Origin of the sequence: Mangrovicella endophytica (assembly GCF_002893625.1) — a bacterium.
Taxonomy (GTDB): domain Bacteria; phylum Pseudomonadota; class Alphaproteobacteria; order Rhizobiales; family Rhizobiaceae; genus Mangrovicella; species Mangrovicella endophytica.
On the sequence record NZ_PKMZ01000001.1, the window covers coordinates 827989 to 843583 of the forward strand.

Genomic DNA, 15595 nt, shown 5'->3' on the forward strand with positions numbered 1-15595 from the left:
CGCCGGAGCGGCGGCCGGAACATCCGGGAGCAGAGCTGACCTCCGTTCCCCGACGGAGGCACGGGGCCTCCGAAGCTGCGGTGGATGAAGCCTCTGAAGGGCAAGCGCTTAGGTTGAAGTTAAGATTTCATTAGGTTCTAGTCGGCACCTCAAAACCTGAAGGTCGCCGATGTCCGAAGCCGAAGCGTCCATCTACCAGAGCAGCCTGCCCATTGGGGAGAAGCTGGAGCGAGCGCGCACCGAGCTTCTGGACCTTTCGGCCCGCAACCGTCTCCTGAACGTCCCTCGTCTATCGAAGGCAGCGAAGACCGTCGATATCGTCGACGAGCGCTCCGCAGAGGTCTACCGCCTGCTGGTCAAGGAGGCGAAGGCCTTCACCTTTGTGGCGGGCAGGCCGGACCGCGTCGGCGGCGAGGGCGTTCCCGAGGAGGACGAGGAACTCTCCGCGGTAGAGCTCGCGCAACCGGATGAGGCGGACGACGAGGTGGACGAACACGGACGCGCCAAGCGCCACCTCGACACCAAGCTCCAGACGCGGATGACGCCGAAGGGGCTCCAGAAGCGGCTGCTCGATCTCTATCACGATGCCCGGACGCTGGAGGAAGAGCAGGGCGTCAACGTCCTGTTCCTCGCGCTCGGCATGCTGCGCTGGGTGGACCCGAACAACAAGGAGAACGTCCGTCACGCCCCGCTCGTGCTCGTGCCGGCCAAGCTCGAACGCGGGACAGCGGGTGAGCGTTTCCGGCTGCGGGTCCGCCCTGAGGACCAGACATCGAACCTGTCGCTGGAAGCGTACCTCGACCGCGTACACGCCCTTCGCCTGCCGTCCTTCGAGGGCGGCGACGAGTTCGATCCGGACGCGTACTTCAGGGAGGTCGCCGACGCCGTCTCCACCAAGTCTGATTGGTCGGTCCTGCCGGACGACATCGTGCTTGGGTTCTTCTCGTTCTCCAAGTTCCTGATGTACCGGGACCTCGACCCCGAGAACTGGCCCGCCGACGGTCGCATCACGGACCAGACGACCATCCGGTCGCTCCTGTCCGACGGTTTCGACGCGGGCGAGCCACTCCTGTCGGAGGACGAGAGGATCGACCGTCACATCGATCCCAAGGACATGCTGCACATCGTCGATAGCGACGGGTCGCAGACGCTCGCCGTCCACGACGCTCGCCGCGGCCGGGACCTGGTCATCCAGGGCCCGCCGGGAACGGGCAAGTCCCAGACCATCGCCAACGTCATCGCGTCCGCCGTCGCCGATGGCAAGACGGTCCTGTTCGTCGCCGAGAAGATGGCGGCCCTGGAGGTCGTGAAGCGCCGCCTCGATAACGCCGGGGTGGGAGATGCCTGTCTCGAGCTTCACAGCAACAAGGCCAACAAGCGAGGCCTTCTCGAGGAACTGCGCAGGACCTGGGAGCTCGGCTCGCCGCGCGGCGAGTTCCCGTCGAGCCTGGCGGGCAAGCTTCGCGAGGCGCGCGACGTCCTGAACCGCCATGCGGAACGCATGCACGTGCCGCACGCCGCGTCGGGCCTAACGCCTTACCAGGTGTTCGGCGCCCTGACGAAGCTGCGGCAGGAGGGACAGCGACCCGTCGACCTTCCTCTGCACGGCGCAACCCTCTGGTCGCCCGACGACCTGTCGTCGCGACGGCGCCTTCTCGCCGAGCTGATACAGCGGATCGACGAGATAGGGCTGCCCGTCTTCCATCCTTGGCATGGCGTCGGCCTTGACCTCGTCCTTCCCAACTCGCTTGAGCGGCTGCTTCCGCGCATCGAGGCCATCAGGTCGGCCGTGTCCGAGCTGGAGGCCGAGTACGAGGTGCTGGCGCAGTCGCTGGAGGTGGAGCCGAAGCCTGTCACATTCGATGAAGCGACCACGCTGCACGAGCGCGCGCAAATCCTCGCCCGTGCGCCGGACCTCTCTCCGGAGGCTCTCCGGGCGGCAGCCTGGGACGACGAGCGCGAGGCCGTCGCCGCGCTGGCAGGCGCCGGTGCGGACTTCCGGCGCCGGTCCCAATCCTTGGCAGGCGCCGTCCACCCCTCGGCGCTCATCACGTCGATCGAGGGACTCGAGGCGCAACTGGCGTGGTTGCCGCGCGGGTTCCCGGCCGCCGCGTTCGGGAGGGCCGGCGAGCTCGCAGACCTTCTTCCGCGCCTTCGTGTCGACGCGGACCGACTCGCCGCCGAGCTCGGCGTCCCGGGGCCTGTCGACACGCTTGCCGCCGTCTCCCGATTGGTGACGACCGGCGAGCGAGTGGCCGCCGCCCCCGACGCAAGCCCGGAGGCCTTCGCCGCCACCGTCTGGGACCAGGGCGTGGAACAGGCGGGGGACCTCGCCGAAGCCGTCGAGACGCTTGAGCGGGCGCGCGCGGCGGTGGGGGACCGGATCCTCGACGTCGCGTGGACGACAGAGGTCTCAGCCGCCCGCCAGGCACTGGCGACGAACACCGGGTTCCTGAAGGTCCTCAACGGGGACTACCGGAAGGCAAAGGCCCTGGTGCGTTCGATACTGCGCGACCCCGACAGGCCGACGCAGGAGGTCGTTGCCCTTCTCGACACGCTGATGAAGGGGCAGGTCGCAGCGAAGCGCATCCGGGACGACGACGCATTCGGAAGCTCGGCCTTCGGCGCGGACTGGCGCGGGGAGCGCTCGGCCTCCGCGCCGCTCCTGGCGCTTGTGGCCTGGATGCGTACCCTTCGGGGTCTGGGTGCCGAGCCGCGTCTCATCGCCGGAAGGCTTGCCGAGCGTGGCATTGTCGGCAAGCACGCCGCACTGGTCGTGCGGCAGGTCGATGCCGCCAAGCAACTGCTCGAGTCCCTTTGGTCCGACCTCGGCGCTTCGGCCAGCCTCGCCTTCAACAACGCGGTGTCCGCCGACCGCGCGAACCTCGACCTCGTCGAGGCGCGTGCACAGAACCTCGTCTGGGCCGACGGGGTCTGCCGCTCGATCATGCGCTCCGTGCCCGACGCCCTCTCCGAGCGCCTTGAACTCGTCTCTCGTGTCGCAGAGTGGCAGGCAGCCGCAAGGTCGATCGACGAGCGGACGGAGTTGGGTGCGGCTGCGTTCGGCGACGCGTGGAACGGCAAGGACTCCGACTGGGACGCGCTCGCCGCGGCCGTCGAGTGGATCCGCGCGCATGGCGAGCTCCGCCATCTCGCCGCCGTCCTTCCGGACCGCCGCGGGCTCGCCGAGCGGGCCCGCCGTGCCGTCGATGCGTCCGCCGAGGCACAGCGCTCGCTCGCCGACGTCGCGTCCTCCCTCATGGCCGACGCCCAGAGCCTGTTCGGCGTCGGCGCTTACAGCGACGTCACCCTCAAGCGTTGCCGCGAGCGGATGGAGACCTGGCTCGCCAACGACGAGCAGCTCTCGAAGTGGGTTTCCTACCGTGAGCGGGCCGACCGTGCCCGGGCGGACGGCATGTCCGTGTTCGTCGACCATCTTGAGGACGGGCGCCTTCCGACGCCCGCCGCCGTCCCTTCCTTCGAGATGGCTTATCACGAGGCGATACTCGCGGAGTTGATACGGGCCGACCCAGACCTCGGCCGCTTCGACGGCAACCTCCACGGCCGACAGGTGCGCGAGTTCGCCAACCTCGACCGCGAGCGCATCAAGGCGGCGAGCCTTGAGGTGGTGCGCGCGCACCACCGGCGCATCCCGCCCCGCGACGGCGGCGTAGGTCCGGTCGGCATCCTGCGCGGCGAGATGGCAAAGCGGAGCCGCCATATGCCGATCCGCCAGCTCATGCAGAAGGCCGGACCCGCAATTCAGGCGCTGAAGCCTGTGATGATGATGAGTCCGCTCTCCGTTGCGCAGTTCCTCACGCCCGGCCGGATGACGTTCGACCTCCTCGTCATGGACGAGGCGTCGCAGATCCAGCCGGTCGACGCGCTTGGCGCCATCGCCCGCGCCCGTCAGGTCGTCGTGGTGGGCGACGAGCGGCAGCTCCCGCCGACCAAGTTCTTCTCCAAGATGACCGGCGGTGCCGACGAGGACGACGACGAGGACGGTGCGCGCGTCGGGGACATCGAGAGCATCCTCGGCCTGTTCACCGCACGTGGCCTTCCGCAGCGCATGCTCCGTTGGCATTACCGCAGCCGCCACCAGTCGCTGATCGCGGTCTCCAACACGCAGTTCTACCAGAACAAGCTCTTCATCGTTCCGAGCCCCTACACGGCCGAAGCGGGGATGGGGCTGCGGTTCCACCACGTTCCCGACGGCGTGTTCGACTCGGGCGGGACGTCAGTAAATGCGGTCGAGGCCCGCACGGTCGCCGAGGCAGTCATCCGGCACGCCAAGACGAACCCCGAGCAATCACTCGGCGTCGCGACCTTCTCAGTGTCCCAGCGCCGCGCGATCCAGGATGAGATCGAACTGCTGCGCCGGCTGAACCCCGACACCGAGGAGTTCTTCCACGCGCACCCGTCGGAACCGTTCTTCGTCAAGAACCTCGAGAACGTTCAGGGCGACGAGCGCGACGTCGTCATGATCTCGGTCGGCTACGCCAAGAACGCGCAAGGGTACATGGCGATGCGGTTCGGCCCACTCGGCGCGCAGGGCGGCGAGCGGCGCCTCAACGTCCTCATCAGCCGCGCCAAGCGGCGCTGCGAAGTGTACGCCTCGATCACCGACGAGGACATCGACCTCGAGCGTGGCAAGGGTGCGGGCATCATCGCCTTCAAGCTCTTCCTTCACTACGCGCGGACGGGTCGGCTCTCCATTGCGCAGGCGACCGGCCGCGACATGGACAGCATCTTCGAGGAGCAGGTCGCGACGGCGCTCCAGGCCAAGGGCTACCAAGTCCATCCGCAGGTGGGCATCGCAGGGTTTTTCATCGACCTCGCCGTGTCCGATCCCGAACGCCCGGGGCGCTACCTCATCGGCATCGAGTGCGACGGGGCGTCGTACCACTCATCGAGGTCGGCCCGCGACCGCGACCGCTTGCGCCAAGCGGTGCTCGAGGACCACGGCTGGATCATTCACCGCATCTGGAGCACCGACTGGTTCCAGCGACCGCAGGAGCAGCTCGAGCGCACGGTCGCGGCGATCGAGGCGGCGAAGGCGGAGCTGGACGAGCGCGCGGAGCGTGGCCTCGCCGCCCACCGCGCCGTGCCGATCGAGATCGTGACGATCGACCGCGGCGAGGTGACCGAGATCGGGCTCGGCGACGCCGTCCCTGAGGACCGGACGTCGGTCCCGGCCTACGTCGAGGCGACGCTGACCCGCCCGGGATCGTATGAGCTGCACGAGACGCCGGTCGGCCGGATGGCCGACCTTGTGGCACAGGTCGTCCAGGTCGAGTCACCCGTCCACGTCGACGAGGTCGTCGCCCGCGTCCGCGACGCCTTCGGGCTCCAGCGCGCCGGGGCACGTATCCAGGCAGCCGTCGAGCAGGGTGTCGAGCGGGCAGTCGCGCACCGGGGTGTCGTAAGGGACGGGGACTTCCTGTCCCTCGCGGACGCAGAGGCGATCGTTCGCGATCGGCGGAACGCGCTATCGGCCGGCCTTCGGAAACCCGAAGCGTTGCCGCCTGCCGAGCTTAGGGTCGGGATCCTGCGCATCGTCACCGACAACTTCGGCGCTACGGACGATGAGGTGACCGGCGCGCTTTCGCGTCAGCTCGGCTTCAAGGCGACCAGTGCTCAGCTCAGGGCGGTCATCTCGGCCGTGATTTCGGACTTGGTCGAGCGAGGTTGGCTCGCCAAGGAAGGCGGCATGCTTGTTGTCAACCCCGTACCGAACGAAGGAGTGTCCCCTGTCACGGTCAGCGCCGAAGCCAAGTCCGTGGATGCGTCGGAAGCGGATGAGGGTTCCGCAAAGGTTGCGGCATCAGGTTTGCGTTCCGACATGGGCGGTCCAATGCACGCGGAGGCCGTAGGGATTGACCGTTGAGCGACGCCAGTGTCTGGCTTCAGTGGGGACTACGCATCGCCAGCTCTCCGGCAAAAAAGCGGCTCCGTCGAGTGAGCCGGTCGGGTGTCGACGGCCGCTGGTTTTCTCCGTCGGGGCGTCATGCGAACCGCTGCGTCGCCTGGTGCCCCGAGCTCAAGGTTCTGAGCCAGCGGGTCTTGCTGGGCCTGGACGTGCGCCATCAGGCTGCCGCGCATTGACCAACGAGAAGCACCGGTGACACTGAGGGATGCCATCGAGCGGCGCTATCCCCTGAACGCGGGGCCGCAACCGGCCATGCGCGAGCGATTGATCGACGTCTGCGATCAATACCTGAGGAACGGTCACGGTGACGCGAATGCCGAGCAACGGCTGCGCTCGCCGGATCCCCATGCCTACTGGCAGCAGCTCTCGGAAGTCCTGCTCGCCCATCAACTCACAGCGGTCGGCATCACCTTCTCGCACCGACGCGCTGGTCCAGACTTCAGGATCGACGACGGCGGGCGGCGGATATGGATCGAGGTCATCACGCCGACGCCTGCGAACGTGCCTGAGGCATGGCTCCGGGCGGAAATCAACGGCGTCCGCAACTTCCCGCATCAGGAAATCCTCCTGCGCTGGACGGCCGCGATTAAGGCCAAGGCCGAGGTGCTACTTGGCAACTCCGACGGTGCCGGTTACTTGGCCAGCGGCATCGTGGCGCCGGAAGACGCCTACGTCGTCGCGGTCAACGGACGGCTCCTGCGGAGCTATGACGGTATGTTCGGTGCGCTGGAGGGGATCAGCCAGTTCCCGTTTGCGGTCGAGGCGACCATGGCTGTCGGCCCGCTCCAGGTGCGCATCGACCGCGAGACGCTTCAGGCCTCGACACCGGAGCACCAACAGCGTCACCTGATTCACAAGCCGCGGGGAATGCCCGTTCCGGCGGACACCTTCCTCGACGGGCGGTTCTCGCCGATCAGCGCGATCTGGGCCACCGACATCGACGAGTTTTCCCTATTGAACCGCCCGGCGGATATGGTCGCTGTCCACAATCCCCAGGCGCGGAACCCGATCCCGGTCGGGCTGCTCCCGGCCCACGAGGAGTTCGTCGCACGCATACTCGACCAGGATACGTACCAGCTCGAGCGAATCCCGGGCCGGACGGCGGCGCCCGAAGAGGTCAGCGTCCTTGTCGACGGACCTCTGTGACGCCTCGGCGTCTTCGGAGCTTGGCCCGGAGGCCCTGACGGGGTGCCTCACCGCCAACAGGTGGGGGCATCGGCGGCGCCTGACAGCTTGTCATGCGGTCGCGGGGCCGGTGCCAGGATTCGCTCCTCACGCAGCGAGCGGATCCTTGGCCGGGGGCATGTGCCACGTTGGTGAACGCGCTTCCGGGCGGACCCGAAGATCCCGCTGAAGCCGTTCGATACTGCGTTCCGGTCATGGGTTGACGACGGTTCCGCGCCGCTCCCGTTGAACCGAAACCAGCGCAACTTCCACTCGGCCGCTCCCGTAGGCTTGGCGACCGGTTCTACCCGGTCAACCGGCGTCGTATAGGACCCCAACAATCTGGCGTACCCTCACCATCAATGGAACATCAAATCTTTCGGCGACTGCCTCCGTTGCAACGACCAGCGACCCACCGAGCCCGCCGATCGTTTCGAAAATCCGGAGATAGGACAGAGAGCCCGGCAGTCGGGACCCGACGCGCTTGAAGATGCTCTGCCCGTCGTCCAAGGTCACCGCGACGAATTTCCCCTCCCATCCGTCGAGGTCAGCCGCGGAAAGGTCGTCTCCACCAAGTACCGTCTGCCCCGGCAGCACCAGCGGCACGGCGCTGTCCTCTTTCACGCGATAGGCAGTCTGCACGCGGCGGAGTTCGGGCACATCGTCGACCGGGGCCGCCTCGTTCCGCGCGCCCTCGGGCGGCGGCATGTCGGTAAACACCGCTCCGACGACCCGGTGCAGCCGGACCTTGCTATCGTCGAACGTCATGGTCGCGCGGCTCCTGCGTGGATCCGGCATCTGCGCCGACAGAGATACGCCGGTGGCGCCGGCCGCCTTCACCATGCGCCGCGCCATCAACTGCCCCTTGGCCTTCGCCACCACGAGGTTCTGGTCCCTTCCGGGGTACGGTTCGGCCTCCACGATCACGACGGATCCAGACGGCACGGCAAAGCCCAGGGAGTCGCCGCGAACGTAGAATAGCGCCTTGCCCTCGAACCAACTGCCGTCCACCGTCTCCGTCGGGACGTCTTGCGAGCCCTCCGGGCCGAAGCTTCCGGAGAAGGCAGCGAGGTCTGGACATAGGGGCACGGAGAAAGCCGGCCGCGGCATGGCAGGCAACGGATGAACCGCCCCGGTGCCGCCCTCGGCTGGATCCAGGGGCTCTCGCCACCTGTATAGGCGGAACTGCTCGTGCACCTTCTCCACCTCGGTCCGGAGGCGGTGGAAGTCGCTGCGCACTGACAAGACGTCGGCATAGCCGATGGAAGCCTTGTCGTGGTGGGACTGGTTGAGGATCCGGCGCGGAGCTGCGCCTTCAGCGAGGGCGGGATCCTCCGCGAACCGGCGTACGACGGGATGGGTAAACAACTCGTCGTTTCCCGACGCGACGAGAGTGCGCAAACGATCCACAAGCGTGACGAGAGTCGGCGCCCTCGTCGGCCCCGCGTGCGCGGGATGGACCGCGTTGTCAAACAGATCGCCGAGCCGAGCCTCGATAAATACCCGCAGGTCGGAGGCGTAGTCTTGGGCGTCGCGGGCGGAATCCGGATTGGTGTCGAACGCCTGCCGCCTGCGGTCGACCTCTTCCATTGCAGGCGACAGGGTGACGGTGAGCCTGTTGGCGTTCACCGGGTGGACGGACAGGTGCTTGATGCGATCTTCGCTCCGGCACTCGGCGACCAGCGAGCGGGCGAACTTGCGGTCGTGCGTCGTCACGAGGATCTGCACGCCGACCGCGGCCAGTGAGGACAGGCCTCGGGCCAGGCGTTCCTTGTTGTCGTTGTCGAGCAGCTCCTGCGGGTCATCGAGGCAGAGGAGCGCCAGGCCGCCGCGCGTCGCCAGCACGTGTTCCCGGAAGGCCATAAAGAACCCGAGGATGGAGGCGCGGAGCGAGGATGCGTTGGAGACGTGCTGAGCCGGCGCGGTGACGCCCAGGCGGCCCGCCTGCAACGCCAAAATCCCGCGGGCGTCCATCCGCGTGTCCGCGAGGAAGGGCGAGAACGTCGTCGGGTCCATAAAGAACATACGGCGCCAGTGGTCCGCGCGCCCGTGCAGGCGCTCGCGCAGGAGGTCGACTTGTGCCTGCGCGAGCGCGCCGAGAGGCACGAGTTCGGCGAGCGCGGCAGCGGTGCGTTCGCAGAGCACGATCCTGTTCCTTTTGGCTTCGTGAGTTGCCTGTATCTTCGCCAGCCGACCGACTACGTCGATCGCGGAGTTGAGCGGGGCGGCGTCCCGCACCATCTCACGGAGCGCGGCCAGTCGCCGACCAATGGCTCTCGACGGCTCATCCGGGCCCTCGGTTCCGCCCCGTACGGCGATGCAGGCGGAGCGCACGGCGGTCGTGTAGGTCTGGCGCCAGTCCGCGAAGGCCAGCGCGCGCACGACCGCGTCGACGGTCCGCTGCAACGTTGCGGCTTGGCTCGCCACCGCCGCCGGCAGCAGGCGGCGCGCAGGCTCAACGAATGGAGGAAGCGCCGCCAAGCATTCATCTACGAGGCCAGCGGTTTCTGCCCGGAGCGGTGAAAGGACACCCCGGAATCCCTCGGTCGCGAACAGCTCGTCGACGAAGCCCATGCGCAGGAGTTCTGCGGGCGAGGCGGGGAGGGACTTCCTTGACTCCGACGCGAGCACTTCCGGCAGCCTGTCCGCAAGGGCGCCCCGCCAGTGGGTGACCCAGTCAGCCACGGCATGCGCGAGGAACTCACGTTCCGCCTCCGCGAGATGGGATCCGACCGCAACGCCGCTCTCGGGATCGGTGACGCCGTCGAGCGACCGGATGCAGACGGGGCAGGTGTCGCCGACGTGCCCGTGCTCGCGCATCCACGAGGAGACGCGGGCATAGAGCTGGGCCCTGCGTGCGCGGTCGGGGCTCGCCGCCATCTCGTCGATGGCCCTCGCTTGACTCTCCAGTTCCGAGAGGAGGGCCAGCGTGTCCTCCCGTGCCGTCTCGTTGACCTTGAGCGACGACAACCGGTTGATGGAAGGCAGGTCCGCGAACTTGGCAACCTGATCGGCGGCCGGGCCCACGTCTTCCTCAAGCCCGTCCCGATCCGCCTTGCGCTCGGGATCGAATCCTTCGCCGAGGACGCTGCGGGCGTTCTCGAAGGCGGCCGCCTTCAGGGAGCTGAAGAATTCGCCAGCCGCCGCGAGACGGTCGCGGGCGTCGGCGTCGGCCGCCAAGGACAGGCCTCCCCACTGCCGCATCGCGGGCGACCCCTCCACGATCTTGTCGAGGTCGCCCGCGGCCTCGGCATAGCGCCGGGCGATCTCCACCAGCTCGTCGGACAGCTCCTTGACCATCCGCTTGCCGGCGCGTTCGGCGGCCTTTCCTGCATGCCTGGAGAGGTCGACGAGTGCGGCGAGGCCCGTGAGGTGAGCGACGGCCTCGCCGAGTTCCGATGCGCCGCCGACCGCCAGGTGCGGTATGAGGGCGGGCATCACCGTCGGAATGCGCCAAGCCACGGGGTCGAGGCCGACCCCTTCGAGGTCGGGTTCCTCCTCTACGAGCTTGCCGCGCGCGTTACGCGTCTGCGTCCTCCGCAGTGGCGGGAGGAGCTCGCCATCCTCGTCTTCGAACGTCACCTCGACCCAGGTGTCCGCGGGCAGCGGCGTGCCGTCGGCTGGCAGGGTATCGGTGGCCCTGGGCATCGGGGTGACCGAGGAGCTATCGTGCTTCGTGGTCGTCCCGCCGCGGTCGACCTCGCAGGGATATTCCGCCGTCCCGGGGCCCGGCTGTCTCTGGGACCGGATCAGTTGCCCCGTAAGGCACCACATGACCGCGTTCGCGATCGAGGTCTTGCCCGAACCGTTTACGCCCTCGAGAAGTGTGACTGGCTTGCCAGGCTCAAACACGAAGTGGGTCCCGTGATCCGAGCAGCCGAACGCGTGGAGCCCCGCGAATCGATGCGCGCGCACCCTCGCGAGCCGAAGTACCCGTGGCGGGCGGACAGCCGCTACGATCCGCTCTGAACGCGCCGGGGGCGGCGCGGCGCCCACAGCGTCGACGATGGCCTCCGCGTCGTCGGCTCGCAGGTTACCCGACCACCTGTCCCGGTTGCGGCGATACCATTCAAGTGCCGAGCGGGGGCCGTCGTTGAGCGACAGCGTCCGTCCGTCTTCCAACGCCACTGTCCGGCCACCAATAAGGTCGTCCAGCAACGTCTCGATAGTGAGGAGGTGGAGGCCGCCTCTCGGTCGCTGGACGTCGTTCATGCTAATCACCCTTCGGTGTGAACTCGGCCCGCCGCTCTGATCCGCGGCGTGCATGCTTTGTTCCTTTTAGCATTCCTGCGCACCGGGTGGCGCGCAGGTTCTGGCTTGGCTCACCCCATCTTGGGTGAGCGAACTTCATGCGAGCACGAGCGAACCTTTGCGCCGTTGAGCGAGATCCGGTGACGCATCAGGGGTGCAGGTGGGACTAGGTTTTGGTTCCTATTCTCTCTACAGCGCTCACAACTTTGCTTCCGATTCCACAACTTTGGTGTTTCTGACAGTCTTCTCCGCGGTCTTAGCTGCAGCCGCTGGTCGAGCCGCAGGTGTCGCACTTCAGGCAGGTGCCGTTGCGCACCATGGTGAAGTTCGAGCACTCGGCGCAGCTGTCGCCGGTGTAGCCCTTCATCAGCGCCTCGGCGCGACGCTCGGCATTGGTCGAGAGCGAGTACCGCGCGTCCTCGTTGACCTTCGCCACCTCGCGCTCATTGGCCTGGTAGGCAAGCGGCTGGTCGAACAGCCCCTGCGCCGGCGAGATGTCGGCGATCGGGGCGGGATCGCTGACAGGCGCCGACTCGTAGTCGCGCTTGAAGGCCGTGGCCGCCGCCGTGCCCGAGCCGGCCGTCGCCCGCGATCCGCCGACCGCGACCGGGGCAGGGCCGGAGCGCGTCGTCACCGCAGCGGCAGCCGCGATGGCCGTCACCTTGGCGGTCGTGCCGGCCGTTGCCGGCACCGCGCCCTTGCCGCCGGCGCCGGAGAGGGCCGAACCCTGCGGCTCGGTGGAGGAGATCAGCCGGAACTTCGCCGTCTGGCCGCGCACCATGCCATGCGAGACCGGGAGCGGTGCCGGCTTGTCGCCTTCGACGCCGCGGCCGACCGTCGAGGCCGTGATGTCCTCCGGCTGGACATGGGCGAGGTCGTGCCGGCCGAGATAGGAGACAGCCAGCTCGCGGAAGACGTAGTCGAGGATCGAGGTCGCGTTCTTGATCGCCTCGTTGCCCTGTACGATGCCCGCCGGCTCGAATCTCGTGAAGGTGAAGGCCTCCACATACTCTTCCAGAGGCACGCCGAACTGCAGACCGAGCGAGATGGCGATGGCGAAGTTGTTCATCATGGCGCGGAAGGCGGCGCCTTCCTTGTGCATGTCGATGAAGATCTCGCCGAGGCGTCCATCATCGAACTCGCCGGTGCGCAGATACACCTTGTGCCCGCCGACGATGGCCTTCTGGGTGTAGCCCTTGCGGCGGTTCGGCAGCTTCTCGCGGTCGCGCACCACCTTCTCGACGATGCGCTCGACAATGCGCTCGGCGACTTCCACCGCCTGGGCCGTGGCCGGCGCCGCGATGATGGCGGCGGCCGTCTCCTCGACGAGATCGTCCTCGTCCTCGTCGTCCGAGATCAGTGAGGCGTTCAGCGGCTGGGAAAGCTTTGAGCCGTCGCGGTAGAGCGCGTTGGCCTTCAGCGCCAGCTTCCAGGACAGCATGTAGGCGGCGTTGCAGTCCTCGACGCTCGCCTCGTTCGGCATGTTGATCGTCTTGGAGATGGCGCCCGAGATAAAGGGCTGCGCTGCCGCCATCATGCGGATGTGGCTGTCGACGGAGAGATAGCGCTTGCCGATGCGGCCGCACGGATTGGCGCAGTCGAACACCGGGTAGTGCTCAGGTCGAAGGAAAGGCGCGCCTTCAAGCGTCATCGCGCCGCAGACATGGATATTGGCGGCCTCGATGTCCTTCCGGGAGAAGCCGAGGAAGGGCAGCATCTCGAAGGAGAAATCGTTCAGCTGCTCGTCGGTCAGCCCCAGCGCGTCGCGGCAGAAGGCTTCGCCGAGCGTGTACTTGTTGAACACGAACTTGATGTCGAAAGCCTGCGCCAGCGCGGCGTTGACGGCCTCGATCTGTTCGTCGCCGAAGCCTTTCGCCCGCAGCGAGCCCGGATTGATCGCCGGCGCCTGGTTGAGGTTGCCGTGGCCGACGGCATAGGCTTCGATCTCGGCGATCTCAGCTTCGGAATAGCCGAGGGTGCGCAGCGCCTCCGGCACGGCGCGGTTGATGATCTTGAAGTAGCCGCCGCCGGCAAGCTTCTTGAACTTCACCAGGGCGAAGTCCGGCTCGATGCCGGTGGTATCGCAATCCATGATCAGGCCGATCGTGCCGGTCGGCGCGATCACCGAGACCTGGGCGTTGCGATAGCCGTTCTGGACGCCGAGCTCGACAGCCTCCGTCCACACCGCCTTGGCGCGGCCGGACAGGCGCTTGTCCTTCAGCGCCGCATGGTCGAGCGGCACCGGATCGACCGACAGGCCCTCATAGCCGTTGGCGATACCCTGCGCGGCGCGGGCATGGTTGCGCATCACCCGCAGCATCGAGTCGGCATTGCGCTCGTAGTCGGGGAAGGCGCCGAGCAGACCGGCCATCTCCGCCGAGGTGCGGTAGGCGACGCCCGTCATCAGCGCCGAGATGGCGCCGCAGATCGCCCGTGCCTCCTTGGAGTCATAGGGAATGCCGGCGGTCATCAGGAGGCCGCCGATATTGGCGAAGCCAAGGCCGAGCGTGCGGTAGTCGTAGGAAAGGCGGGCGATCTCCTTGGACGGGAACTGCGCCATCAGGACGGAGATCTCGAGCACGATCGTCCACAGCCGCGTCGCATGCTCGAAGGCTTCGGTGTCGAAGCGCTTGGCGGCGTCGCGGAACTGCAAGAGGTTCAGCGAGGCGAGATTGCAGGCCGTGTCGTCGAGGAACATGTATTCCGAGCAGGGATTGGAGGCGCGGATCTCGCCGGCCGCCGGGCAGGTGTGCCAGTCATTGATGGTGGTGTGGAACTGGATGCCGGGATCGGCCGAGGCCCAGGCGGCGTAGCCGATGCGCTCCCACAGTTCGCGCGCCTTCAGCGTCTTCGTCACCTTGCCGGTGATGCGGGCGGTCAGGTTCCAGTCCCCGTCCTCTTCCACCGAGCGCAGGAATTCGTCGGTGACGCGCACCGAGTTGTTGGAGTTCTGGCCGGCGACGGTGAGATACGCCTCGCTGTCCCAGTCGGTGTTGTAGACGGGGAAATCGATGTCCGTGTAGCCCTGCTGCGCGAACTGGATGACGCGCTTGACGTAGTTCTCCGGCACCTGCGCGCGCTTGGCGTCCTTGACGGCCCGCTTCAGCGCCGGGTTCTGCATCGGGTCGAAGCGCTCGGCGCCGTCGCCATCGACGCAGGCGGCAAGGATCGCCTTCAGGTGCTTCGACACCGTCTTGGAGCCGGTGACGAGCGCTGCGACCTTCTCCTCCTCACGCACCTTCCAGGAGATGTAGGCCTCGATGTCGGGATGATCGATGTCGACCACCACCATCTTGGCGGCCCGGCGCGTAGTGCCGCCGGACTTGATGGCACCGGCGGCGCGGTCGCCGATCTTCAGGAAGCTCATCAGGCCGGAGGACTTTCCGCCGCCCGACAGCTTCTCGCCCTCGCCACGCAGCGAGGAGAAGTTCGAGCCGGTGCCCGAGCCGTATTTGAACAGGCGCGCTTCGCGCACCCACAGATCCATGATGCCGCCATCCTGCACCAGATCGTCCGAGACCGACTGGATGAAGCAGGCATGCGGCTGCGGATGCTCATAGGCCGAGGTCGAGCGGGTCAGCTCGCCGGTGCGATAGTCGACATAGAAATGGCCCTGGCCGGGGCCATCGATGCCGTAGGCCCAATGCAGGCCGGTGTTGAACCACTGCGGCGAGTTCGGCGCGACCTTCTGCGTCGCGAGCATATAGGCGAGCTCGTCGCGGAAGGCGCGGGCGTCATCTTCCGAGGCGAAGTAGCCGCCCTTCCAACCCCAATAGGTCCAGGTGCCGGCGAGGCGATCGAAGACCTGCCGGGCGTCCATCTCCGAGCCGGTGCGCTGGTCCTCGGGCAGCTCGGCGAGCGCGGCCTCGTCGGCGACGGAACGCCAGAGGAAGGAGGGAACGTCGTTCTCCTCGATCCGCTTCAGGCGGGCCGGGACGCCGGCCTTGCGGAAATACTTCTGCGCCAGGATGTCGGACGCCACCTGGCTGAACTGCGCCGGCACGTCGATGTCGGCGAGGCGGAACACCACCGAGCCATCGGGATTGCGGATCTCGCTGGTGGCCTTGCGGAACTCGATCTGCGCATATGCGCTCTCGCCGGCCCTGGTGTAGCGGCGCTCGACCTTCATGCCCATCTTGCCCGTCCTCGTGCTGTGGCGGTTACGGCCCGCCCGGCCTGCGGCTGCTCCGCCGCCGTCGGAGGGTTGCAGCCATTATCTTGTGTGACGCTGTCTGCATACCACTACATATA

At 67.3% G+C, this 15595-nt stretch carries 4 protein-coding genes; 2 read left to right on the forward strand and 2 right to left on the reverse strand.

The genetic code is table 11. The annotated features are described in order from the left end of the window. Positions 1-169: 169 nt before the first annotated feature. The gene (locus C0R46_RS03820; RefSeq protein WP_102958224.1) at positions 170-5887 is read left to right on the forward strand and encodes a DUF3320 domain-containing protein; all 5718 of its coding nucleotides are present in this window, start codon (positions 170-172) and stop codon (positions 5885-5887) included. A 234-nt stretch (positions 5888-6121) separates the two neighbouring features. Beyond that, positions 6122-7075, forward strand: a complete 954-nt coding sequence (locus tag C0R46_RS03825) for a hypothetical protein (protein ID WP_102958225.1) — start codon at positions 6122-6124, stop codon at positions 7073-7075. 330 nt (positions 7076-7405) lie between these two features. On the opposite strand, the gene C0R46_RS03830 is transcribed toward C0R46_RS03825, so the two are convergent. Both C0R46_RS03830 and C0R46_RS03835 read right to left on the reverse strand, forming a co-directional pair. Beyond that, the gene (locus tag C0R46_RS03830; RefSeq protein ID WP_102958599.1) at positions 7406-11305 is read right to left on the reverse strand and encodes an ATP-binding protein; all 3900 of its coding nucleotides are present in this window, start codon (positions 11303-11305) and stop codon (positions 7406-7408) included. A gap of 295 nt (positions 11306-11600) precedes the next feature. After that, complete coding sequence (locus C0R46_RS03835; protein WP_102958600.1) at positions 11601-15473, reverse strand: vitamin B12-dependent ribonucleotide reductase; 3873 nt, start codon at positions 15471-15473, stop codon at positions 11601-11603. Between the last annotated feature and the right edge of the window lie 122 nt (positions 15474-15595).

Coding starts and splice junctions, on each gene's coding strand:
- C0R46_RS03820 (WP_102958224.1), top strand. CDS start 170: ATGTCCGAAGCCGAAGCGTCCATCTACCAGAGCAGCCTGCCCATTGGG.
- C0R46_RS03830 (WP_102958599.1), bottom strand. CDS start 11,305: ATGAACGACGTCCAGCGACCGAGAGGCGGCCTCCACCTCCTCACTATC.
- C0R46_RS03835 (WP_102958600.1), bottom strand. CDS start 15,473: ATGAAGGTCGAGCGCCGCTACACCAGGGCCGGCGAGAGCGCATATGCG.